Source organism: Vogesella margarita (assembly GCF_028548475.1).
Classification (GTDB): Bacteria; Pseudomonadota; Gammaproteobacteria; order Burkholderiales; family Chromobacteriaceae; genus Vogesella; species Vogesella margarita.
This window is the reverse complement of record NZ_JAQQLE010000004.1, coordinates 98,800-121,949: the sequence shown is the minus strand read 5'-3', so window position 1 is coordinate 121,949 and position 23,150 is coordinate 98,800. Positions and strand designations below refer to the sequence as shown.

Here is a 23,150-nt window from a genome sequence, read left to right as displayed (position 1 = left end):
CGACGCGTGACATCGCCGCCACCGATCCCAAGGAGCCGCCCATGTCTCAGGAACAAGCCGATTTCTTGCCGCTGCCGGATGAGGTCGATCCGCAGCGCCGCCTGTTGATTTCCGCCGTGCTGGCCGGCGGCTTTGCCCTCGCGGTGCAGCCGGTGAGCGCCGCCACCCTCCACACCGACAGCGACGGCCTGGTCGCCGGCTGGCACAAGGCCGGCCCCGACCTGCTGCTGTACGCCGCGCGTCCGGCGCAGGGCAGCCAGTGGCCGGTGGTGCTGGTGGTGCAGGAAATCTTCGGCGTGCACGAGCACATCCAGGATGTCTGCCGCCGTCTGGCCAAGCAGGGCTATCTCGCGCTCGCGCCGGAATTGTTCCTGCGCCAGGGCGATGCCCGCGGTTATCCCGACACCGCCGCGCTGATCGCCAATGTGGTCAGCAAGGTGCCGGATGCGCAGGTGCTGGCCGATCTGGACGCCACCCTCGACTACGCGCGGGTGCTGGGTGGCGACAACACGCGCGCGGCGATCACCGGCTTCTGCTGGGGCGGCCGCATCACCTGGCTCTACGCCGCGCACAACCCCAAAATCAGGGCCGGTGCCGCCTGGTATGGCCGGCTGCAGGGACAGGAGACGGCGCTGACGCCGCGCCATCCGCTGGCGGTGGCGCCGCTGCTGACCGTGCCGGTACTGGGGCTGTATGGCGGCAAGGATGGCGGTATCCCGCTGGACAGCGTGGCGGCGATGAAGGCGGCGCTGCAGCAGGGGCGTAGCGGCAGCGAAATCGTGGTCTATCCCGATGCCGGCCACGCCTTCAATGCCGACTATCGCCCGAGCTACCATGCCGCGTCGGCCAAGGACGGCTGGCGCCGCATGCTGCAGTGGTTCCGCCGCCACGGCGTGTGACGGCGACGGATCGTTAAAAAGCATTGCGGCCAACCTTGCAAGGTTGGCCGCAATGTTTTGGTGGGGCAGGAGTGGCTGATCAGCCGCTGCTGTCGCTCTTGGGTTGCAGCTTGCCGGCGAGGAAGTCGTCGTAGCCCTTCTGCACCAGTTCAAAGGTCTGCTGGATGCCGCTGGCGATGTCGCCGTCCAACACCTTCAGCCCGTCCAGAATGTCCTTCGCCTCGTTGAAACCCTGTTCGAAGCCGCCACGCACCAGTTCGACGAAACTCGTGGCCCGCTCTTCCTCGCTCATTTCCGGATGCTGCTGCGCATAGCTGTCGTAAAAGCCTAGCGACAGCGACAGGATGCGCTCGGCGGTCGCCTCTGCGCTGTTGTCCTGCTTGGCGGCGGTGGCCTGCAGCGCATCGGGGCCGAAATCCGGTGCCAGCAGCTCGTTGATCTTGTCGATGGCGCTGCGGTACAGCAGTTGCTGCGACTTGTTGCCGGCGCCGATCGAGACGTTGAGGCTGTCGATCACTTGGGCGTTCATCTCGTCACGCGCGCTGCGCTCCAGCGCCGACGGCTTGTTGAGGCGGCCGGGCGCGCTGCTGGCTTGGCTGTTCTGGGCGGCGGGTGTCAGCGACGACATCCCCGGGGTGGGAAACAAGGACATGGCAAACTCCCGCAGGTTGGCACGGCGTGGCTATCTCCTTGGCGTTATAGTGCTTTTTCGCGTGACTGCCGCCATTCGCCGTGAGCGGGGCGCAAAAAAGGCAGCCCGCAGGCTGCCTTTTGTCGTGACCGCGCGTTGTGCGATCAGAAGGCGAAGTGCTCGTCCGCCAGCGTCATTAGCGGCTGGGCACCGCCCTTGATGGTGGCTTTCAGTGCTTCCACTTCCGGCAGCAGCTTGGCGAAGTAGAAGCGGGCGGTGGCGATCTTGGCCTTGTAAAAGTCATCGCCGCCGGTTTCCAGCTTGGCGTAGGCTACTTCTGCCATGCGTGCCCACAGCCAGCCGTAGGTCAGGTGGCCGAGCAGGCGCAGGTAGTCGCTGGCGGCGGCGCCGGCTTCGTCGCGGTCCTTCATCGACGCCATGCCGATGCCCATGGTGATGTCGCCGATATCCTTCAGCAGCCTGGCCAGCGGGGCCACGAACTCGGCCAGCTGCGCGTTGCCTTCGTTGGCTTGGCAGAACTTGTGGATCTGCTTGGTGAACTTGCGCAGCTTCTGGCCCTGATCCAGCAGCACCTTGCGGCCGAGCAGGTCGATGGCCTGGATGCCATTGGTGCCTTCGTAAATCTGCGAGATGCGGCAGTCGCGCACCAGCTGCTCCATGCCCCACTCGCGGATGAAGCCGTGGCCGCCGAATACCTGCATGCCAAGGTTGGCCGCGGTGTAGCCGTTGTCGGTCATGAAGGCCTTGGCCACCGGGGTCAGCAGCGCCACCAGGTCGGCGGCATCGGCGCGCGCGTCGGCGTCCGGATGTTTCTCTTCGATGTCCAGCTGCAGCGCCAGCAGCGCGGCCAGTGCACGACCGGCCTCGGTGTAGGCCTTCTGCGTCAGCAGCATGCGGCGCACGTCCGGGTGCACGATGATCGGGTCGGCGGCCTTTTCCGGGAACTTGGCACCGGCCATCGCACGCATCTGCAGCCGGTCTTTGGCATACGTCAGCGCGCCCTGGAACGCGGCTTCACCGAGGCCCAGCCCCTGCATGCCGCAGCCGAGGCGCGCGGCGTTCATCATCGTGAACATGCAGGCCAGGCCCTTGTTCGCCTCGCCGATCAGGTAACCCTTGGCGCCGTCGAGGTTGATCACCGCGGTGGCGTTGGCCTTGATGCCCATCTTGTGTTCCAGGCTGCCGCAGTACACGCTGTTGCGGCTGCCGTCGGCGTGGAATTTCGGCACGATGAACAGCGAGATGCCCTTCACGTCCTTGGGCGCATCCGGCAGGCGTGCCAGCACCAGGTGGATGATGTTGTCGGACAGGTCGTGTTCGCCGGCGGAGATGAAGATCTTGGTGCCGCTGATGCTGTAGCTGCCGTCACCGTTGGGTTCGGCGCGGGTTTTCAGCAGGCCCAGGTCGGTGCCGCAGTGCGGCTCGGTCAGGCACATGGTGCCGGTCCAGCTGCCGTCAACCAGATGCGGCAGGTAGGTTTGTTTTTGTTCGTCGGTGCCGTGGGCGTGGATGGCGGAGTAGGCGCCGTGGCTCAGGCCGGGGTACATCGACCAGGCGACGTTGGCCGAGCACTGCATCTCGATGATCGGGAACGACAGCGTCTTCGGCATGCCCTGACCACCGTAGGCCGGGTCGCAGTCCAGCGCGGTGAAGCCCAGTTCGCAGAACTGCTTGTATGCTTCCTTGAAGCCGACCGGGGTGGTCACCGACTTGGTGGCCGCATCGAAGGTGCAGCCTTCCTCGTCGGCCGGACGGTTCAGCGGTGCCAGTTCGTTCTCGCAGAATTGTGCGGCCGCCTCCAGATAGGACGAGAAAATGTCCTGCGTGGCTTCTTCATATCCCGGCAGCGAGGGCAGGGTATCCTGAACTTTGATCAGCTCGTTCAGGACAAAGTCGAAATCGCGCAGCGGTGCTTGATAAGCGGGCATGATGGTCTCCGTATTAATGCACGGCCCGGGTGCAACGGGTCGTCTCTCGTGTCGTGTTGGGGTGGCGGCACAAAACCGTGTGCTGGGGCGTAGTGTGCACAGCGATGTCCGTTTAAGTCAAACGCTTGTTTTATTTTTTGACCGGCGCGGCGCTACCGGTCACGGAAAGGGTGCGGATAAGCGATGAGTGTCAAACGCTGGTTATTGCGCCGTATGCCGCATCCGGGGGAGTGGCTGGCCAGTTCGGCCCTGTTGCGGCCGCTGGCCCCGTATCTGGGTCATCCTGCGTTGTGGAGCCTGCAGCGGCGCAAGGTGGCGCTGGCGGTGGCGGTCGGCCTGTTTTCCGGGCTGATGCCGGGACCGACGCAGATGCTGACGGCTGCGCTGCTGGCGTTGCTTTTTCGCATCAACCTGCCGGTAGCACTGGCCTGTACCCTGTATACCAATCCGCTGACCTATCTGCCGCTGTATTTCCTCGCCTTCGAGCTGGGCAAGCTGCTGCTGGGCATGAATGGTCAACTGGTGATGCCGCCATTCCCGGCATTTGACGGCGCGCACCTGTGGCAATGGCAGCACGCGGTGGTGGCCTGGGCCATGCACATGGGGTGGCCGCTGCTGGTGGGCGTGCCGGCGTTGGGGCTGACCTTCGCTCTCTGCGGATATGTTATCGTGATGCTGTTATGGCAATGTGCCGTGTTGCGACAGTGGCGCAAGCGAAAGGAAGTGCGTGGATCTGACTGAAAAGAAACTGGCCGGCGAGCAGGTATTCAGCGGCGGCTTCATCAAGGTGCAGCGAGACAGCGTGGCCCTGCCGGACGGCAGCCCGGCGTGGCGCGAGTACATCCGCCACCCCGGCGCGGTGGCGGTGCTCGCGCTGTCCGACGACGGCAAACTGCTGTTGGAGCGCCAGTTCCGCTATCCGCTGGCACGCACTTTTCTGGAGATCCCGGCCGGCAAGATCGATCCGCAGGAGGCACCACTGGAGACCGCCAGGCGCGAACTGCTGGAAGAAACCGGCTACCGGGCGGCCAACTGGTTTTATCTGGGCAAGGCGTACCCGTGCATCGGCTATTCTGACGAGGTGATCCACTATTATCTGGCGACTGCGCTGACCGCCGGCGAGCGGCAGCTGGACGAGGGTGAGTTTCTGGAGGTGCTGACTGTGCCACTGGACGAGGTCATGGCGATGACACTGGATGGCCGCATCTGCGACAGCAAGAGCCTGGTCGGCCTGCACTGGTTGGCCGCATGGCAACGCGGGGAGCTGCACTGTGAAGCCCTTTGACGCACACCACGAGCGTCGTGGTGGCAAGCGCCTGCGCATGGGCTGCCGTGCCAAGATGAAGTCGCACCATACCGGCGAAACCCACTATGGCGAATGCGTGGATCTGTCGGTGGATGGCCTTGCCATCCGCTCCGCGTTCGTGCCGCAATTCGGTGAAATCCTGGAAGTCACCATCATCGTGCCGCCGGTCGGCGAGGTGTACAGCAAGCCGTTCGAGGCGGTGGTGGAGGTGCGACGGTGCAACGAGGTGGAGCGCGGCAAGCTGTATGAAATCGGGGCAAAAATTATAAAGCGCTAATTAATTCATTTGTCCCAGTACTTTTAAATAAAAAAGTCGACGTAATGTCGGCTTTTTTTATTTGCAGCAGCGTGGCTGTGCTATACCCAAAAAAACAGATGCAGCTTGTTAGTCCACTGATAACTTGGCAAGGGGGAAGAGCGGTGCGATCGGCACCGTTCCCGCTCCGCTTGCCTCCAGCAGGAGGGTTAAGCCATGAGCCCCGACATCTTCAGCAGTTTCGCTTCCCGTTTCGATCGCACTCGCGAAGAAGAATTGACCATTCAGGAGTATCTGGAGCTGTGCAAGCAGGACCGCACAGCCTACGCGTCTGCCGCCGAGCGCATGCTGATGGCGGTGGGCGAGCCGGAAGTGGTCGATACCCGCCACGACCCGCGCCTGTCGCGCATCTTCAGCAACAAGATCATCCGTGTCTACCCGGCATTCCGTGACTTCTACGGTATGGAAGAGGTGGTGGAACAGGTGGTGTCCTATTTCCGCCATGCCGCGCAGGGCCTGGAAGAGAAGAAACAGATTCTCTACCTGCTGGGGCCGGTAGGTGGCGGCAAGTCTTCCATCGCCGAAAAGCTGAAAGAGCTGATGGAACGGGTGCCGTTCTACGCCATCAAGGGCAGCCCGGTTAACGAGTCGCCACTGGGGTTGTTCAACTACGACGAGGACGGCCCGATCCTGGAAGAACAGTACGGTATTCCGCGTCGCTACCTGCGTGGCATTCCTAGCCCGTGGGCGGTGAAACGCCTGCACGAGTTCAACGGCGACATCAGCCAGTTCCGCGTGGTGCGACGCTATCCCTCGGTACTGAAACAGATCGCGGTGGCCAAGACCGAGCCGGGCGACGAAAACAACCAGGACATCAGCTCGCTGGTGGGCAAGGTCGACATCCGCAAGCTGGAGAGCTACGCGCAGGACGACCCGGATGCCTACAGCTACTCCGGCGGTCTGTGCCTGGCCAACCAGGGGCTGCTGGAGTTCGTGGAAATGTTCAAGGCGCCAATCAAGGTGCTGCACCCGCTGCTGACCGCCACCCAGGAGGGCAACTTCAAGGGTACCGAAGGCTTCGGCGCCATTCCGTTTGACGGCATCATCCTGGCCCACTCCAACGAGAGCGAATGGAAGCAGTTCCGCAACAACAAGAACAACGAGGCTTTCCTCGACCGTATCTACATCGTCAAGGTGCCGTACTGCCTGCGCGTCACCGACGAAACCCGCATCTACGACAAGCTGATCCGCAACTCGTCGCTGGGTGGTGCGCCGTGCGCACCGGGAACCCTGAAGATGATGGCGCAGTTCTCGGTGCTGTCGCGGCTGAAGGATCCGGAAAACTCCAGCCTGTTCAGCAAGATGCAGGTCTACGACGGTGAAAACCTGAAGGACACCGATCCGAAGGCTAAGTCGCAGCAGGAGTACCGCGACTTCGCCGGTGTCGACGAGGGCATGAGCGGGCTGTCGACCCGTTTCGCCTACAAGATCCTGTCCAAGGTGTTCAACTTCGACCACACCGAGGTCGCGGCCAACCCGGTACACCTGCTCTACGTGCTGGAGCAGCAGGTCGAACGCGAGCAGTTCCCGCCGGAGCTGGAACAGAAATATCTCACCTTTATCAAGGAGTTTCTGGCGCCGAAGTATGTCGAATTTATCGGCAAGGAAATCCAGACTGCCTATCTGGAAAGTTACTCGGAGTACGGCCAGAACATCTTTGACCGTTACGTGACGTTTGCCGACTACTGGATTCAGGATCAGGAGTATCGTGATCAGGATACCGGTGAAAGCTTTGACCGCAACGCGCTCAACGCCGAACTGGAAAAGATCGAGAAACCGGCCGGCATTTCCAACCCGAAAGACTTCCGCAACGAGATCGTCAACTTCGTGTTGCGGGCACGGGCCAACAACGCTGGCAAGAACCCGGCCTGGACCAGTTACGAGAAACTGCGCACGGTCATCGAGAAGAAAATGTTCTCCAACACCGAGGAGCTGTTGCCGGTCATCAGCTTCAATGCCAAGGCCAGTGCGGATGAGGCCAAGAAGCACGAAGACTTCGTCAACCGCATGGTGACCAAGGGCTATACCCCGAAACAGGTCCGTTTGCTGTGCGAATGGTATCTGCGGGTGCGCAAGTCGTCCTGAGCAATAGCGGCGCCAACGTTGGCCGCGGGGCCTGCGGCCAACGTGCGCACCGCACACAAGGCTAGGAGACAATCATGTCGAACATCATCGACAGAAGACTCAACGGCAAGAACAAGTCGGCGGTCAACCGCGAGCGTTTTTTGCGCCGTTTCAAGGCCCAGATCAAGGAGGCTGTCGGCAAGGCCATCAAGGGGCGCAGCATCACCGATATCGACAGCGGCGAGAGCGTATCCATCCCGGTAAAGGATATCTCGGAGCCGACCTTTCACCATGGCCGCGGTGGCCGCAGCGACCAGGTCCACCCCGGCAACGAGGAGTTCATCCGCGGTGACCGCATCAATCGTCCGCAGGGCGGGGGCGCCGGCGGTGGCGGCGGCAAGGCCAGCAACGAGGGCGAGGGCGAGGACGACTTTGCCTTCCAGTTGTCGCGCGAAGAATTCATGAACGTTTTTTTCGAGGATCTGGCGCTGCCCAACCTGATCAAGACCCAGTTGATGGGTATCGAGGAAATGAAGTCGGTGCGCGCCGGCTATACCAATGACGGCACGCCGGCCAACATCAGCATCGTACGTTCGCTGCGCGGTGCGCTGGCAAGGCGGGTGGCGATGGCGGCACCGACGCTGCGCCAGCTGCGCGAGGCGGAAGAGGACCTCGACACTCTGCTGGAGTCCGACGCCGACAACGGCCCGGAAGTGCGCGAGCGGCGCAAGCGCATCCACGCGCTGCGCGACAAGATCAACCGCATCCCGTTTATCGATCCCTACGACCTGCGCTACAACAACCGCGTCAAGCAGCCCAAGCCGACCAGTCAGGCGGTGATGTTCTGCATCATGGACGTGTCCGGCTCGATGGACGAATCGAAAAAGGACATGGCCAAGCGCTTTTTCATCCTGCTGTACCTGTTTCTGCAGCGCAATTACGAGAAGATCGAGGTGGTGTTCATCCGCCACCACACCAGCGCGGTCGAGGTCAGCGAGCAGGATTTCTTCCACTCCCGCGAATCCGGCGGTACCGTGGTGTCGTCGGCACTGAACCTGATGCACGACATCGTGCAGAAGCGCTACGCCAACCGCGACTGGAACATCTACGCGGCGCAGGCTTCCGACGGCGACAACTGGGATAGCGACTCTGCCAATTGTGGCCGCATCATGCAGGAAAGCCTGCTGCCGTGGTGCCAGTACTTCGCCTATATCGAGATCACCCAGGGCGAGCCGCAGAACCTGTGGTACGAGTACCTGAAAGTGGCGGAGCACTACAAGCACTTCGCGATGCAGAAGATCGGCTCGCCGGCGGACATCTACCCGGTGTTTCGCGAGCTGTTCAAGCGCCAGCCTGCCACCCGCTAGCCGGCCCCGGCAGCACACGATATGGAGAGCGAGGCATCATGAAACCGATCTCTACCGGCTCCGAATGGACCTTTGACCTGATTGAACGTTACGACGCCGCCATCCGCGAGATTGCGCACGGCGAGTTTCATCTCGACACCTACCCGGTGCAGCTGGAGATCATCACCGCCGAGCAGATGATGGACGCCTACTCCTCGGTCGGCATGCCGGTGAACTACCAGCACTGGAGCTTCGGCAAGCACTTCGTGCAGACCGAGAAGGGCTACAAGCGCGGCCAGATGGGGCTGGCCTACGAAATCGTGATCAACTCCAACCCCTGCATCGCCTACCTGATGGAAGAGAACACCATGACCATGCAGGCGCTGGTGATCGCGCATGCGGCTTATGGCCACAACAGTTTCTTCAAGGGCAACTACCTGTTCCGTACCTGGACCGACGCGTCGGCCATCATCGACTATCTGGTCTTCGCCAAGCAGTACATCAGCCGCTGCGAGGAGCGTTACGGCATCGACGCGGTGGAAGAGCTGCTGGATTCCTGTCATGCGCTGATGAACTACGGTGTCGACCGCTACAAGCGGCCGCAGAAACTCTCGCTGGCCGAGGAGCAGGCACGGCAGGTCGAGCGCGAAAACTATCTGCAACTGCAGGTCAACGATTTGTGGCGAACCATTCCGCGCCGGGAAAAGGACGGCGCAAGCCAAGCCGCACCGCGTTTTCCTCCGGAGCCGCAGGAAAATATCCTGTACTTCATCGAGAAATCGGCACCGCTGCTGGAGCCGTGGCAGCGCGAGATCGTGCGCATCGTGCGCAAGGTGGCGCAGTATTTCTATCCGCAACGCCAGACCCAGGTGATGAACGAGGGCTGGGCCACGTTCTGGCACTACACGCTGATGAACCGGCTGTACGACAAGGAAATGCTGACCGATGGTGCGATGATGGAATTTTTGCAGAGCCACACCAACGTGGTGTACCAGCCGCCGGTGACCGCGCGCTGGTACAACGGCATCAATCCATACGCGCTGGGCTTTGCCATGTATCAGGACATCAAGCGCATCTGCGAGGCCCCGACCGACGAGGACCGCGAGTGGTTTCCGGACATCGCAGGTACGCCGTGGCGGCCGGTGCTGGAGTTCGCGATGAAGAACTTCAAGGATGAAAGCTTCATCTCGCAATATCTGTCGCCCAAGCTGATCCGCGATTTCCGCTTCTTCGCCATCCGCGACGACGACCACGACGACAAGCTGGAGGTGTCCGCCATCCACGACGAGCAGGGCTACCAGATGATACGGAGCAAACTGTCGGAACAGTACAACCTCGGCTCGCGCGAGCCGAACATCCAGGTGTGGTCGGTGAATGTGCGTGGCGACCGTAGCCTGACGCTGCGCCATACCCGCCATAATCGCAAGCCGCTGGATGAGGCCAGCGCGCAGGAGGTGCTGAAGCATGTCGCCCGGCTGTGGGGCTTCGGGGTCAAGCTGGAAAGTGTCGACAGCGACGGTACGGTGCAACAGCGTTTCGACTGCCATCCGGAGGCGGCTCAGGCCAGTCTCTGAGCTGCCGGTTTCTGCCGGTTACCGATGAAAGACTTGCGGCCAACGTTGGCCGCAAGTCTTTTGTGTTGTCTGTCGCACGGATACGGGCATTACGGATGTCAGCCTGTCGGTGCGGTGGCCGGCAGCAGGCACACCCGGTTGCGTCCCTGGTGCTTGGCAAGGTATAGCGCCTTGTCCGCCAGCTCGACCTGCTGGTGTTCCTCCTCAGCCAGGGGGCTTGCCGGCTGGCAGTAAAGCCCGATGCTGACGGTGACCACCGGGCGCGGCGCCGGATTGTCGCTGGCCGCCGGAATGGCCAGCTGTTCCACCGCACTGCGAATGCGTTCGGCAATCTGTGCCGCATGCAGCTCGTCGCAGCCATCCAGAATCGCAATGAATTCCTCGCCGCCGTAGCGGGCCAGGGTATCGCCATCGCGCAGCTGTTGTGCCATGCAGGCGGCAATCCGGCGCAGGCAGTCGTCGCCCTGCACGTGGCCGAAGCTGTCGTTGTAACGCTTGAAGTGGTCGATATCGGCCATCAGCACGGTAAACGGACGCGCCAGCTCCGGCGGACGATGGCGGATGGCGTCCAGCGTGCTGTCGAAGTGGCGGCGCGAAAACAGACCGGTCAGACTGTCGCGGATCGAGGTTTCGTACGCCTGGCTGTAGGAGCTTTGCAAACGCTTCTGCAGGCGGAATACTTCGAACAACAGCGCTCCCAGCATGAAGGTGGCGGCTAACTGCTCGAAAAAGCGCGAGGCATACCAGCCGACGGTCAGCCGGTGGCTGGAGGAGAACACCAGCATCAGGTACAGCAGATAGCCATAGCAACATAGTGCCAGCCAGCAGTGAAAGGCACTGCGCAGCCGCGTTACCAGCAGTACGCTGAGCAGCGCGCCGCCCCAGCACAGCAGCAGGGCAATGAGCAGACCGCTGTCGCGCAGCGCCTTATAGTCGCCCTGATCGCTGACCAGCCGTCCCAGGTCGGGGAGATAAGGAGGCAGCCGCTGCGTCACCAGCCATATCAGCGATACCGCGAGCAGCAGACAGCCGAGCAGGAAACCGCTGCTCTGGCGTGGCGACAGCGGCGGTTTCGGCTGCCAGGCGAGGCACAGCATCGCCAGCATGATCAGCATGGCAAAGCCGGCAAGACGCGCGAACCACAGCCAGATGCTCAGGTGCGAGCCAAGCTGCATCTCGTGTTGCCCGGGAAACACTTCGGGCAGCATCAGCAGCTGGTAGCTGGACATCAGCGCCGAGTAGGCGAACGCGGTACCGAGCAGGCCGGTGGCGGGACGGCGCTTGACGTAGAAGTGAAGCAGGATCAGGTAGGCGATGATGCTGTTGTTGACCGCCAGCGCGGTGATCAGCACCGGCCGCAGATTGCTGCCTGTGGTGGGCTGGTTGGCGTAGGGCAGCAATAACGCGGCCGCTGCCGTCATCAGCAGCATCAGCACACCGGCCAGGATCATGGCCGGGCGGCTGGGGGTGGCGGAGAAACTGTTTTGCATGCGGTAACTCGGAACGGACGACGCGATAAAGGCTGAACGCTGCGGCGCACGGAGATATTGCCGGTAACGCTGGTGGTTTGCCGATTGTAGCCTGTCGTAGCGACGCTCCGGCAGTATTTTATGACATTTATAATGTGGCACGCTCAATGCCGCCTGGCTTCGATAGACTTTTCTTGTGGTAGTTGGCGGACTACTTCTGGCCGTCGCACGCCGTGCGTTAGCTGGCGATGAAGGCGCGCTGGCCGTGGCCGTCGCCCAGCTCGGTGAGGCAGATGTCGTAGACCTGTTCCAGCCGCCGCTGCGTCATTACCTGTGCCGTATCGCCGTAGGCGACCTGCCTGCCATCCTTGAGCAGCAGCACCTTGTCGGCATGGCGCAGCGCCAGGTTGACGTCGTGCAGCACCGCGATCATGCCCAGCTGACAACGCTGCGCCAGTTGCCGCAGGGTTGCCAGCTGCTGGTTGGCGGCGCCGATATCCAGTGCGGCGGTGGGCTCGTCCAGCAGCAGGTAGCGCTGCGCGGCCTTGCTGGTCAGCAGCTGGTGCAGCGCCCGCGCCAGGTGCACGCGCTGCAGTTCGCCGCCCGACAGGCTGGCGCAGTCGCGTGCCAGCAGCGTCTGGCAGCCGCACAGGTCCAGTGCCTGCGCCAGCATCGCGGGATCCGCTTGCGCCACGCCGATGTGGAGCAGATCGGCCACGCGCATGCCCGCCGGGCGTGCCGGATGCTGTTCGATCAGCGCGCGGCAGCTGGCGAGGCGGGCGGCGTCGATGCCGGCGAGGGGTTCGCCGGCAAGCAGGATTTCGCCCGCCGCTGCCGGGTAGTAGCCGCCGATGGCGTGCAGCAGCGTGCTTTTGCCGGCACCGTTGGGGCCGAGGATGACGGTGACTTCGCCTGCGGCGCAGGCAAAGCTGATGTCGTGCAGCGGGGCGGGGTGGCGCAGCGACAGCCGGCGGATTTCAAGCATGGCTCGGCCGCTTGCGGGTCAGCAGGTACAGAAAGAACGGTGCACCGGCGAGGCTGGTGATCACCCCCACCGGCAGTTCGGCCGGGTACAACAGTTCGCGCGCAGCCAGATCGGCCAGCAGCGTGAGCAGGGCGCCGGCCAGTGGCGCCAGTTTCAGCAGCGTCGGCAGGTGCAGCCCGGTCAGGCGGCGCAGGATGTGTGGCGCCATCAGCCCGACAAAGCCGACCATGCCGCATTGCGACACCACCACGCCGGCGGCCAGCGCTGCCAGCGCGATGGTGACGGCACCGTTGCGGCCAACGTTGAAGCCGCTGTAGAACGCGGCACGGTCGCCCAGTTGCAGCGCCTGCAGGAAGCGCCCCTGGCGCTGCAGTGCCACGGTGACGGCGATGGCCAGCAGCGCCAGCAGCCATGCCTGGCGGCCGTCGCTGCCGGCAAAGCTGCCCATCAGCCAGAAGGTGACGCTGCGCAGCGCGCCATCGGGCAGGGTGCTGATCAGCAGCGTCAGCAGGCTGCCGCACAGCGCGTTGACGGCGACGCCGGCCAGAATCAGCGTGGCGGTGGCGCGGTCGCGGGCCAGATGGCTGACCAGCAGCAGAGCTGCCAGCGCCCCGCCAAAGGCGGCGATGGAGACCGCCAGCGTCGGCCAGCGGGCGGCCAGCGCCAGCGCGGCGGCCAGTGCCGCACCGCCGGAGATCCCGATCAGGCCCGGTTCGGCCAGGTCGTTGTGAAAGCGGGCCTGGATGGCGAGGCCGGCGGTGGCCAGCAGCGCGCCGGCGGCGGCAGCACTGACCACGCGCGGCAGGCGCAGCGCCAGCAGCAGCTCGCGCTCCAGCGCATCGTGGCCGGGCAGCGCGAACAGTGCGGCCAACCTGGCTGCGGCGTGTTCGCCGGCAAGTAGGGAAATAAAGAAGGCCAGCCCGGTGAGGCTGGCCAGCAGGATCAGCAGCGTACGTGCCGACATCTCAGTGCGGAGCGGGCATCAATGCAGGCCCAACACATCCTGCATGTCGAAGACGCCGTACGGCTTGGCGGCCAGCCACTTGGCAGCGCGCACCGCACCGTTGGCAAAGGTGGCGCGGCTGGAAGCCTTGTGGGTGATCTCCACGCGCTCGCCCAGCGCGGCGAACAGCACGGTATGGTCGCCGACCACGTCGCCGGCGCGCACGGTGGCAAAACCGATGGTGCCCGGATCTCGTTCGCCGGTGACGCCTTCGCGGCCGTAGACGGCGCACTGTTTCAGGTCGCGGCCGAGGGCTTCGGCCACCACTTCGCCCATGCGCAGCGCGGTGCCGGACGGCGCATCCACCTTGAAACGGTGGTGTGCCTCGGTGATCTCGATATCGTAGCCTTCGTTCAGCACGCGGGCGGCCATGTCCAGCAGCTTGAAGGTAAGGTTCACCCCCACGCTGAAGTTGGCCGCAAACACGATGCCGATCTGCTCGCCGGCGGCGGCGATGGAGGCCTTGCCGGCGTCGTCAAAACCGGTGGTGCCGATGATCATCTGTACCTTTTTCTCGACGCAGGCGGCCAGATGCGCCAGCGTGCCTTCCGGGCGGGTGAAGTCGATCACCACGTGCGCGCCATCCAGCGCCGCGTTGAAGTCGGTGCTGATCTTGACACCGGTGTCGCGGCCCATGAACAGGCCGGCATCCTGGCCGACAAACGGCGATCCTTCGCGTTCCAGCGCCGCGTGCAGACGGGTTTCAGGGGTGTCGAGTACGGATTCGATCAGCGTGCGGCCCATGCGGCCAGCGGCGCCGACGATGACAATATTCAGGCTCATCAATTCTGTCCGGCAGGTGGTGGGTTGTCGATAGCGGGGCGGGTCGCCGGGAAGGCGTTGCCTTCCACGCGGGTGACGGTGTCCTTGTCAAAAAACACGGTCAGGCGTTTTTCTTCCGTCGGCTGGCCCTGACGCTCGATGCGGTACGGGTAATCCCAGCGGTCGGCGTGGAAGATGTCGTTCAGCAGCGGGGTGCCCAGCAGGAAGCGGACTTGCGAGCGGGTCATGCCCGGCTTGACACGGCTGACCGCGTCTTCTGTCACGTAATTGCCTTGCTGGATCACCATGCGGTGAGGCGAGAACCAGTTCATCGGATTAACCGAGGAGCAGGCGGACAACAGCAGACTGGTTATGAAAAGCGTAGAAATTGTCTTGAACATCGTGACCACACCACCGTACGGGTTGGGGAATCCGGGAAAAGGTTTTATCATACTGTAAGACTACTCACCAAAGATACCCACCCCCCAATGATGAACAAAGCCAGCCATCTCAAAGACATCGGCCTGAAAGCAACCGGCCCGCGCCTGCGTATCATGGAGCTGTTCGAGAACAGCCAGGATCGCCACCTGTCGGCCGAGGACGTGTACAAGAAGCTGATCGCCGAAGATGCCGATATCGGTCTGGCCACCATCTATCGCGTGCTGACCCAGTTCGAGCAGGCCGGTATCCTGATCCGTCATCACTTCGAATCCGGCAAGGCGGTCTACGAGCTGAACGAGGGCGGTCATCACGACCACATGGTGTGTTGCCGCTGCGGCAAGGTGACCGAGTTCTTCGATCCGAAAATCGAGGAGCTGCAGAACCAGATCGCCGCGCAGCATGGCTTCAGCATCCAGGACCACTCGCTCTATCTGTACGGTGAATGCGAAGACTGCAGCAAGAGCGAGCGCAAGCCTTTCCGTCGATGATTCCCTGGCTGGGGCGGAGTCTGCAATTCCCGCCCGTATCGCTGGCATTGGCCGAGCCGGACGGCCTGCTGGCCGCCGGCGGCGACCTGTCCGTTGCCCGTCTGCTTGCCGGCTACGCCCACGGCATTTTCCCCTGGTTTTCCCCGGACGATCCCATCCTGTGGTGGTCGCCGTCTCAGCGCATGGTGGTGGAGCCGGGTGCGCTGAAAGTCTCCCGCTCGATGGCCAAGGTGCTGCGCAACCGCCGCTACCGCGTCACCATTGACCGTGCCTTCGGCGCGGTGATGCTGGAGTGCGCCGCGCCGCGCGACGAGCAGGGCGGTACCTGGATCACCGCAGAGATGATCGCCGCCTATACTGAATTGCATCGGCAGGGCTACGCCCATTCCTTTGAAGTGTGGATGGACGACGAGCTGGCCGGCGGGCTGTACGGCGTCGCCATCGGCGGGATGTTTTACGGCGAGTCGATGTTCCATCGCCAGCGTGACGCCTCCAAGATCGCTTTCGTCCACATGGCGCAACACCTGTTTGCCCGTGGTGTCGGGCTGATCGACTGCCAGATGCCGACCGCGCACCTTGCCAGCCTCGGTGCACGCCTGATCGGGCGGGAGCCGTTTGTCGCCCGGGTGCAGCAGCTGCTGCGTTCCCCTTTACCGGATACCGTGTGGGATTACGTCTACGATCATGAGCCATCGCGATAACGACGCCATTGCCATCATCCATTTCTACGCCACGGCTCCGTATGCCTGCAGCTATCTGGACGAGCGTCAGGCCCGCTCCCAGGTTGCGGTGCCGGCGGAGGCGATCGACAGCACGGTCTACAGCCAGCTGGTGGGGCTGGGCTTCCGTCGCAGCGGCCACTTCACCTACCGGCCGTATTGCGACGGCTGCCGCGCCTGTGTGCCGGTGCGCATCCCGGTGGCGCGTTTCGTGCCGGATCGCAGCCAGCGCCGCACGCTGCGCCGCCACGGCAACCTGAGCGCGCAGATCCTGCCGCTCAGCTTTGTCGACGAGCATTTCCAGCTGTACCGCCGCTACCAGCAGGCGCGCCACGACGGTGGCGGCATGTCGGAGGACGATCCGGCGCAGTACGCGGAGTTCATCCTGAAAAGCCGGGTCGAGAGCTGGCTGGTAGAGTTTCGCGAGCAGGGCGTGCTGCGCATGGTCAGCCTGATCGACCGGTTGGATGACGGCCTGTCGGCGGTGTACACCTTTTTCGATCCGGACCAGCCGCGCACCGCCTACGGCGTCTACAACGTGCTGTGGCAGGTGGACCTCGCGCGCCGCCTGCAGCTGTCCTATCTCTACCTCGGCTACTGGATCGCCGAATCGCCGAAGATGGCGTACAAGACGCGCTACCGGCCGCTGGAACGGCTGGACGATGGCCGCTGGCACGCGTTCGAGCCCTGATTGCGGCCAACCTTGTAATGAAAACAGGCACCTCGCGGTGCCTGTTTTATTTTGCGGATGCCGCCGGTTTACAGCGGGCTGACGCGGGTGGTGCCGCCGCCGCTCAGTACCCGCACGCGCTGGCCCAGGCTGAACGGCACATCGGCTTCCTGCACGATGGACAGCATCTTGCCGCCATTATCCAGCTTCACCGTGATTTCCAGTGCCGGTTTGGTATTCAGCGACTGCTGCGCCGACTGTGCCGCCATCCCGCCGGCGATGGCACCGACGATGGCGCCGGCAACGGCGCCGCTCCCCTTGCCGACATTGCTGCCGGCCAGGCCGCCCAGCGCGGTGCCGCCCATGGTCAGGAGTTCGTTGCGGTTGCCTTCCATCAGCACGTTTTTGACGGCGATCACCTGACCGAATTCGACCACGTGCGCCTGGCGCATCTGGTCCTTGCTGTAGACCTGGCCGGAGTCGGAGGTGTTGGCGCAGCCGGTGGCAAGAGCGGCAGCCAGCAGGGCGGTGCCGCCCAGTTGCAGTAGTTTGCGGTTCATGATGCTCCCTTTCGTGGGCAGGATGTCAGTCGCGACGCTTGCGGCGCAGCGCTTCGGCGCATTCGTTGATCAGGCCCGGGCCGCGGTAGATCAGGCCGGAGTACAGCTGCACCAGCGTGGCGCCGGCGTCGATCTTCTCCTGCGCGTCGGCGCCGGACAGGATGCCGCCGACACCGATGATCGGCAGCGCGCCGTCCAGTGCCTGCGCCAGGTTGCGGATCAGCTGCGTGGAGCGCTCGCGTACCGGCGCGCCGGACAGGCCGCCGGCCTCGTTTTGCAGCGGATGGCCGGCGATCTCGCTGCGCGACAGCGTGGTGTTGGTGGCGATCACCGCGTCCAGCTGGTGTTCGGTCAGCAGGCGGGCGATTTCCTGCGTCTGTTCCGCGTCCAGGTCCGGCGCGATCTTCACCGCCAGCGGCACATAGCGGCCGTGCTGGTCGGCTAGGCGCGACTGGCGGTTTTTCAGTGCGGCGAGCAGCTCGCCCAGTTCGTCGGACTGCTGCAGCTGACGCAAGTTCTTGGTGTTGGGCGAGGAGATGTTGACGGTGACGTAGCTAGCGCACTCGTACACCTTGTCGAGGCAGGTCAGGTAGTCGTCCTTGGCGTTCTCGATCGGCGTGCTGGCGTTCTTGCCGATATTGATGCCGAGAATGCCCTGGAAGTGGCTGTTGCGCACGTTTTCCAGCAGCGCGTCGACGCCCTTGTTGTTGAAGCCCATGCGGTTGATGATGCCTTCGTACTCCGGTACGCGGAACAGGCGCGGCTTGGGGTTGCCGTCCTGCGGGCGCGGCGTCACGGTGCCGATCTCGATGAAGCCGAAGCCGAGCGCGGCGAGGGCGTCGATGTGGTCGCCGTTCTTGTCCAGGCCGGCGGCGAGGCCGACCGGATTGGGGAAGGTCAGGCCCATGGTTTTTACCGGATTGCGGCCAACCTTGCGGCTAAGCAAGCCGGTCAATTGCAGGCGATACGCGGTATCCAGCAGCGACAGGGTGGTTTCGTGCGCGGATTCGGCATCGGTGCGGAACAGCAAGGGGCGTAACAGCGGGTAAAGCATGGGTGTCTCCGTAAGGCGCGGGCGCGGCCCGCGCCACAACAGGGTTAAAGGATCTGGCAGGCGTCGTCGAAGCCGAGGCGCGGCGCGCGCGGGAACAGCTTGCTGGCGTCGCCGTAGCCGAGATTGATCAGGAAGTTGCTCTTGATATTGCCTTGCGGGAAGAAGGCGGCGTCCACGGCGGCGTTGTCGAAGCCGGACATCGGACCGCAGTCCAACCCCAGCGCGCGGGCGGCCATGATCAGGTAGGCACCCTGCAGCGAGCTGTTGCGCATGGCAGTGCTCTGGATTGCGGCGTCGTTGCCGGCGAACCAGCTGCGGGCGTCGGTGTGCGGGAACAGGCGCGGCAGCTGTTCGTAGAATTGCAGGTCCATGGCGACGATCACGGTGACCGGCGCCGCCATGGTCTTGTCGCGGTTGCCTTCCGACAGGCAGGGCTTGAGTCTGGCCTTGGCTTCCGGCGACTGCACGAACACCAGGCGTGCCGGCGAGCAGTTGGCGCTGGTCGGCGCCATTTTCATCAGCTCGAACAGCTGGTGCAGGGTTTCCTTGCTGACCGGGCGGTCTTGCCAGTGGCTATGCGTACGGGCATTGAGGAACAGTTGTTCCAGAGCGGCGTGGCTGACAGGTGTGCTCATGCGGAGGATCTCTCTCTTTGGCGGTAATTCAGGGCGCGGTGGCGGAGGTCGGCAGCAGGTTATTTGCTGGCGCTGCTGTGGCGGCACCGATGTCCTCGCTCTTGCCGCTGGTCTTGGCGATGATGGTGATCGCCACGCGGCGGTTGCGGGCGCGGCCGTCGGCGGAGGCATTGTTGGCCACCGGCATGGTCTCGGCGCGACCAACGGCCACCAGCCGCTCCGGCGCGATGCCGTTTTCCATGAACAGGCGCACGATGCTGCCGGCGCGGGCGGCGGACAGCTCCCAGTTGGACGGGAAGAAGGCGTTGCGGATCGGGATGTTGTCGGTGAAGCCTTCCACCCGCACCTCGTTCGGTACCTGTGCCAGCTGCTGCGCTACCGCCGACAGGATCTGTGGCGAGTTGCCGGTCGGCAATGCCTGGCCGACCGGGAACAGCGCGGTGTCCTTGATCTCGATATGGATGCCTTCGTCGTCCTGGCGCATGCTGACCTGGCCGCCCTGCATCAGCGGGGCCAGGCTCTTGCCGATGTCGTCGGCCAGCTGTTTCAGGCGCGCGCGTTCCTGCAGGCGCTGCTGGCCCTCGACCGCGGTGGCGATCGGCTTGGTGTTGGGAATCTCGATCATGGTGTTGGCGCTGCCGGACGGCGGCGTGGCCTGGATCGCCAGGTTGCCGCTGCGGAAGGCGTCGATCATCGAGGTCGACAGCACCCGGTACTTGCCCTCGTTGACCTGCGAAATGGCGTACATCACGACGAAGAAGGCAAACAGCAGGGTGATGAAGTCGGCGTAGGAAACCAGCCAGCGTTCGTGATTTTCGTGGACCTCTTCCTGTTTGCGGCGTCGTGCCATGAGTGCTCCGTGTCGGCGGTCAGAAAAAGCGGGTGTCAAGCAGCGAGCGGATGCCGCCGGCGAAGCTGACACCGATGCGCTTGGCAAAGAAGTTGCCGAAGTCGTCGCTCGGGGTGAAGTCGACCAACTCTTCGGCCTGGATCTGCTCACGGGCCACCGAACCGACCGAGCCCAGATCGTCGGCCAGCCCCAGCGCGATGCTGCTGCTGCCCAGCCACACCAGGCCGCTGAAAATCTCGGCGTCGCTCTTCAGCCGGCTGCCGCGTCCCTGCTTCACTACCGCGATGAACTGCTGGTGGATCTCGTCGAGTAGCGACTGGTGGATGGCCTGCTGCTGCGGGTTGCGCGGCGAGAACGGGTCGTTCATCGCCTTGTTGCTGCCGGCGGTGGTCAGCCGGCGCTCGATGCCGAGTTTCTCGATTGCCTTGTCGAAGCCGAAGCCGTCCGATACCACGCCGATGGAGCCGATGATGCTGGCCTTGTCGACGTGAATCTTGTCGGCGGCGGCGGCGATGTAGTAGCAGCCGGAGGCGCACACTTCTTCCACTACCACGTGTAGCGGAATGGCCGGGTGCAGTTTTTTCAGGCGCCGGATCTCGTCATTGGCGATGCCGGACAGTACCGGGCTGCCGCCGGGGCTGTTGGCGCGGATGATGATGCCCTTGGTGTTGCGGTCGTTGTAGGCGTGCTCCAGACCTTCCAGTAGCCGGCCGCTGGCATTGTTCTCGCTGTCGATGACGCCTTCCAGCGAGACCACGGCGGTATGCTTGCCGCCCAGCGTGCCGCTGTCCTTTTCGCCCTGCCAGAAAAACATCGCCAGCAGCGTGCCGATCAGCAACAGCCACGCCAGCCGGAAGAAGGTCTTCCACTGGCGGGTGCGCTTCTGTTCCAGCAGTGCCGCGCCAGCCAGCTTTTCAATCAGCTGGCGCTCCCATTTGGGTTCTTGCTCCATGCTTGCCTCAATCTTGCGCAACGTTGGCCGCAAGGCGCGTCAGGCGCCGTCGGCGTGAGGTAAATAGTATATCCGACCCTCGTGCTCGCTGACCGCGAGCGATTGCAGTGACTGGCCGCGGCAGGGGCCGGCGACGCAGAGGCCGCTGTCCGGCAGGTACAGCGCGCCGTGCATGCTGCAGATCAGGTAGTCGCCGTCGCCGTCGAAGAAGCGGCCTTCCTGCCAGTCCAGCTCCACCGGTACGTGACGGCAGCGGTTGAGATAGCCGTATACCACGCCGCCATGACGAATGACAAATGCGGCGGCCGTCTCGCCGTACTGCCGGATCTCGAAGCGCACGCCCTTGCCGCCATTCTGCAGGGCGTCGGCGTCGCAGATCAGCTGCGCTGCCGGATCAGCCATTGTTGCAGGTCGTCAAAGACATCGAAAATCGCCAGTGGTTCGCAGTCGAGCAGGTCTTCCACCGGATGCGCGCCGTAGCTGACGCCGACGCTGAGGGTGGCGGCATTGAGTGCCATCTGCAGGTCGTGGGTGGTGTCGCCGACCATCAGCGTGCGTCCGGGTGCCACGCCCAGCTGGTCGGTGATGTCCAGCAGCATCTGCGGATGCGGCTTGGAGTGGCACTCGTCGACGGTGCGGGTGGCGAGGAAGTGTGGCGTCAGGCCGGTCACCTTCAGCGCGCGGTCCAGGCCGATGCGGCTCTTGCCGGTGGCGACCGCCAGCAGGTAGCCGGCATCTTCCAGTGCGGCCAACCCTTCGGCCACGCCATCGAACAGCTCGATGGTCTCGTCGCCGGCCAGATAGTGGTGACGGTAGGCCTGCACCATGTCCTGGTAGCGCGGCTCCGGCAGGCCCGGGCACACCACGCGCATGGCGTCGATCAGGCCGAGGCCGATCACGTGGCTGGCGCGCTCGCGCGGCGGGATCGGCAGGCCGAGGTCTTGGCAGGCGGCCTGGATGGAGCGGGTGATGTGGGCGGTGGAATCCATCAGGGTTCCATCCCAGTCGAACACGATCAGATCGAAGCGGCTAGTCATGATAGGGGCAGGGTATCCAGAAAGCGGGTCAGTTCGGGCGGCAGCGGTGCCTGCAGTTGCAGCTCCTCGCCGGTGAGCGGGTGTGGCAGCACCAGGTTGGCCGCATGCAGGAACATGCGCTTCAGGCCGTGGCGCTGCAACTCGCGGTTGGCGGCGAAGTCGCCGTATTTCTCGTCGCCGGCAATCGGGCAGCCATTGGCCTGCATGTGCACGCGGATCTGGTGGGTGCGGCCGGTACGCAGCAGCGCCTCTACCAGCGTGAAGTCGCGATAGCGCTGCTGCACCGTGAAGATGGTGTGCGCGTAGATGCCCTGGTCTTCATCGACCCGCACCATGCGCTCGCCACTCGGGGTGTGGAAGCGGTGCAGCGGCAGCTTCACGTGGCGGATCTTGTCCGGCCACTGGCCCAGCGCCAGCGCGAAGTAGCGCTTCTGCGGCACGTCGTTGCGGATCATCTCGTGCAGCTTGACCAGCGCCGAGCGCTTCTTGGCGATCATCAGCAGGCCGGACGTCTCGCGGTCGAGGCGATGCACCAGTTCCAGGTAGCGTGCGTTCGGGCGCGCCTTGCGCAATTGTTCGATGACGCCGAAGGACACGCCGCTGCCGCCGTGCACGGCGACGCCGGCCGGCTTGTTGATCACCAGCAGCGCCTCATCCTCGTACACGATGGGGAAGCTGGCGCCGGGCACCACCTGGCCGTCGGTCGCCTTGGCGGCGAGGCGGATCGGCGGAATGCGCAGCTCGTCACCCTGCTGCAGGCGCTGCATCGCATCGGCGCGACCCTTGTTCACGCGGATCTCGCCGGAGCGGATGATGCGGTAGATATGGCTTTTCGGCACGCCCTTGAGCAGGCGGGTCAGGTAGTTGTCCAGGCGCTGATCGGCACCGTTTTCGTCGACGGTGATGAATGTAACGGAATCTTTGCGAATGTCAGTCATATTGCTTATACTCCGTTGGCTCCTTCGCCTGAAATAATGCGATGTGTAGCACACCGGAAATGGGTCGCAGACAATACTGCCTGTGGCGCTGCTGCGCAACAAAAACCGGCCGGCAGGACATTGGTCCTGACCTGACGCCGGTTCTACCGGGCGCAGCCATGGTTATCTCGCTCACCCCGAAGTAGCGATGTTAATGCATTTGGATGCATGACGCACTCACGCCAGTTTCCCGCTTTAGGGGCGATAAGGCCCGCCCCGAAGCTTCGCAGCAAAATTTGACCCGACGTGGCCACCCGATTTTGCCTATCCTGCCGCCAAGGCAGGGCGGGTTTGGTAAGCGCCGAAGCATGGCGCAGCAGGGGCCGCGTGTAGAACAAGAAGTTGGCTTGACCCGATCGCAGTTCTGTTGCTCTTTACTCCGACACTTCTTAACGGCATGCGCTCATTACACTCATTGAGCCGTCAAATACTTGCTGTACCCCTAGCGTGAGTGCACGCGTAG

The 23,150-nt window shown here is 63.6% G+C and carries 25 protein-coding genes; 10 read left to right on the top strand and 15 right to left on the bottom strand.

The features are described from left to right. Positions 1–41 precede the first annotated feature (41 nt). Positions 42–899 (top strand): dienelactone hydrolase family protein, encoded by an 858-nt coding sequence (locus PQU96_RS06910; RefSeq protein ID WP_272771541.1) that lies wholly within the window; start codon positions 42–44, stop codon positions 897–899. Between the two features lie 79 nt (positions 900–978). On the opposite strand, the gene PQU96_RS06905 is transcribed toward PQU96_RS06910, so the two are convergent. After that, a complete protein-coding gene (locus tag PQU96_RS06905) occupies positions 979–1,551 on the bottom strand; it encodes a DUF5610 domain-containing protein (RefSeq protein WP_272771540.1) in 573 nt (190 codons plus the stop codon). Between the two features lie 143 nt (positions 1,552–1,694). Then, a complete protein-coding gene (locus PQU96_RS06900; protein ID WP_272771538.1) occupies positions 1,695–3,479 on the bottom strand; it encodes an acyl-CoA dehydrogenase C-terminal domain-containing protein in 1,785 nt (594 codons plus the stop codon). Positions 3,480–3,662: 183 nt separating this feature from the next. Here PQU96_RS06900 and PQU96_RS06895 point away from each other — a divergent pair, with 183 nt between their 5' ends. The 6 genes from PQU96_RS06895 to PQU96_RS06870 all read left to right on the top strand — a co-directional run bounded on the left by PQU96_RS06895 (position 3,663) and on the right by PQU96_RS06870 (position 10,085). Continuing rightward, a complete protein-coding gene (locus tag PQU96_RS06895; RefSeq protein ID WP_272771537.1) occupies positions 3,663–4,220 on the top strand; it encodes a DUF2062 domain-containing protein in 558 nt (185 codons plus the stop codon). After that, entirely contained in the window at positions 4,207–4,764 is a 558-nt protein-coding gene (locus PQU96_RS06890) for an NUDIX domain-containing protein (protein WP_272771536.1), read from the top strand. The genes PQU96_RS06895 and PQU96_RS06890 overlap by 14 nt, the downstream gene beginning before the upstream one ends. Further along, entirely contained in the window at positions 4,751–5,062 is a 312-nt protein-coding gene (locus PQU96_RS06885; protein ID WP_272771535.1) for a PilZ domain-containing protein, read from the top strand. The genes PQU96_RS06890 and PQU96_RS06885 overlap by 14 nt, the downstream gene beginning before the upstream one ends. A gap of 195 nt (positions 5,063–5,257) precedes the next feature. Further along, positions 5,258–7,186: a PrkA family serine protein kinase gene (locus PQU96_RS06880; RefSeq protein ID WP_272771534.1), complete on the top strand. Its 1,929-nt coding sequence runs from the start codon at positions 5,258–5,260 to the stop codon at positions 7,184–7,186. A 74-nt stretch (positions 7,187–7,260) separates the two neighbouring features. Next, positions 7,261–8,532 (top strand): YeaH/YhbH family protein, encoded by a 1,272-nt coding sequence (locus PQU96_RS06875; RefSeq protein WP_272771533.1) that lies wholly within the window; start codon positions 7,261–7,263, stop codon positions 8,530–8,532. Positions 8,533–8,570: 38 nt separating this feature from the next. Then, a complete protein-coding gene (locus PQU96_RS06870; protein WP_272771532.1) occupies positions 8,571–10,085 on the top strand; it encodes a SpoVR family protein in 1,515 nt (504 codons plus the stop codon). Positions 10,086–10,183: 98 nt separating this feature from the next. Here the strand turns inward: PQU96_RS06870 and PQU96_RS06865 are convergent, their stop codons facing one another. From PQU96_RS06865 to PQU96_RS06845, 5 genes are all read right to left on the bottom strand, one after another. Continuing rightward, on the bottom strand, positions 10,184–11,575 hold the full coding sequence (locus tag PQU96_RS06865; RefSeq protein WP_272771531.1) for a sensor domain-containing diguanylate cyclase: 1,392 nt from the start codon (positions 11,573–11,575) through the stop codon (positions 10,184–10,186). A 217-nt stretch (positions 11,576–11,792) separates the two neighbouring features. Continuing rightward, entirely contained in the window at positions 11,793–12,539 is a 747-nt protein-coding gene (locus PQU96_RS06860; protein WP_272771530.1) for an ABC transporter ATP-binding protein, read from the bottom strand. Next, complete coding sequence (locus tag PQU96_RS06855; RefSeq protein WP_272771529.1) at positions 12,532–13,503, bottom strand: FecCD family ABC transporter permease; 972 nt, start codon at positions 13,501–13,503, stop codon at positions 12,532–12,534. The genes PQU96_RS06860 and PQU96_RS06855 overlap by 8 nt, the downstream gene beginning before the upstream one ends. 18 nt (positions 13,504–13,521) lie before the next feature. After that, complete coding sequence (gene dapB, locus PQU96_RS06850; protein WP_373316274.1) at positions 13,522–14,325, bottom strand: 4-hydroxy-tetrahydrodipicolinate reductase; 804 nt, start codon at positions 14,323–14,325, stop codon at positions 13,522–13,524. Then, entirely contained in the window at positions 14,325–14,636 is a 312-nt protein-coding gene (locus tag PQU96_RS06845) for an outer membrane protein assembly factor BamE (protein WP_272771527.1), read from the bottom strand. The genes dapB and PQU96_RS06845 overlap by 1 nt, the downstream gene beginning before the upstream one ends. A gap of 159 nt (positions 14,637–14,795) precedes the next feature. Here PQU96_RS06845 and fur point away from each other — a divergent pair, with 159 nt between their 5' ends. Genes fur through PQU96_RS06830 form a run of 3 tightly spaced genes read left to right on the top strand, consistent with a single transcriptional unit; the run spans position 14,796 to position 16,643 of the window. Further along, on the top strand, positions 14,796–15,233 hold the full coding sequence (fur, locus tag PQU96_RS06840; RefSeq protein ID WP_272771660.1) for a ferric iron uptake transcriptional regulator: 438 nt from the start codon (positions 14,796–14,798) through the stop codon (positions 15,231–15,233). Beyond that, positions 15,230–15,934, top strand: a complete 705-nt coding sequence (aat, locus tag PQU96_RS06835; RefSeq protein WP_272771524.1) for a leucyl/phenylalanyl-tRNA--protein transferase — start codon at positions 15,230–15,232, stop codon at positions 15,932–15,934. Before fur ends, aat begins: the two co-directional genes overlap by 4 nt. Then, a complete protein-coding gene (locus PQU96_RS06830; protein WP_272771522.1) occupies positions 15,918–16,643 on the top strand; it encodes an arginyltransferase in 726 nt (241 codons plus the stop codon). Before aat ends, PQU96_RS06830 begins: the two co-directional genes overlap by 17 nt. A gap of 68 nt (positions 16,644–16,711) precedes the next feature. Here the strand turns inward: PQU96_RS06830 and PQU96_RS06825 are convergent, their stop codons facing one another. The 8 genes from PQU96_RS06825 to PQU96_RS06790 are packed head-to-tail and all read right to left on the bottom strand — an operon-like array spanning position 16,712 to position 22,648. Further along, entirely contained in the window at positions 16,712–17,182 is a 471-nt protein-coding gene (locus tag PQU96_RS06825; RefSeq protein ID WP_272771521.1) for an outer membrane lipoprotein, read from the bottom strand. Between the two features lie 25 nt (positions 17,183–17,207). Continuing rightward, a complete protein-coding gene (locus PQU96_RS06820) occupies positions 17,208–18,236 on the bottom strand; it encodes a quinone-dependent dihydroorotate dehydrogenase (RefSeq protein ID WP_272771520.1) in 1,029 nt (342 codons plus the stop codon). Between the two features lie 44 nt (positions 18,237–18,280). Then, a complete protein-coding gene (locus tag PQU96_RS06815; protein WP_272771519.1) occupies positions 18,281–18,871 on the bottom strand; it encodes a malonic semialdehyde reductase in 591 nt (196 codons plus the stop codon). 28 nt (positions 18,872–18,899) lie between these two features. Beyond that, positions 18,900–19,721, bottom strand: coding sequence for a flagellar motor protein MotD (gene motD / locus PQU96_RS06810; protein WP_272771518.1), 822 nt, complete (start codon positions 19,719–19,721; stop codon positions 18,900–18,902). A 19-nt stretch (positions 19,722–19,740) separates the two neighbouring features. After that, positions 19,741–20,673 (bottom strand): S49 family peptidase, encoded by a 933-nt coding sequence (locus PQU96_RS06805; RefSeq protein WP_272771517.1) that lies wholly within the window; start codon positions 20,671–20,673, stop codon positions 19,741–19,743. 39 nt (positions 20,674–20,712) lie between these two features. Then, positions 20,713–21,075: a Rieske (2Fe-2S) protein gene (locus PQU96_RS06800; RefSeq protein WP_272771515.1), complete on the bottom strand. Its 363-nt coding sequence runs from the start codon at positions 21,073–21,075 to the stop codon at positions 20,713–20,715. Beyond that, entirely contained in the window at positions 21,051–21,710 is a 660-nt protein-coding gene (locus tag PQU96_RS06795) for an HAD-IA family hydrolase (RefSeq protein WP_272771514.1), read from the bottom strand. Before PQU96_RS06795 ends, PQU96_RS06800 begins: the two co-directional genes overlap by 25 nt. After that, complete coding sequence (locus PQU96_RS06790) at positions 21,707–22,648, bottom strand: RluA family pseudouridine synthase (RefSeq protein WP_272771513.1); 942 nt, start codon at positions 22,646–22,648, stop codon at positions 21,707–21,709. Before PQU96_RS06790 ends, PQU96_RS06795 begins: the two co-directional genes overlap by 4 nt. Positions 22,649–23,150: the final 502 nt, after the last annotated feature.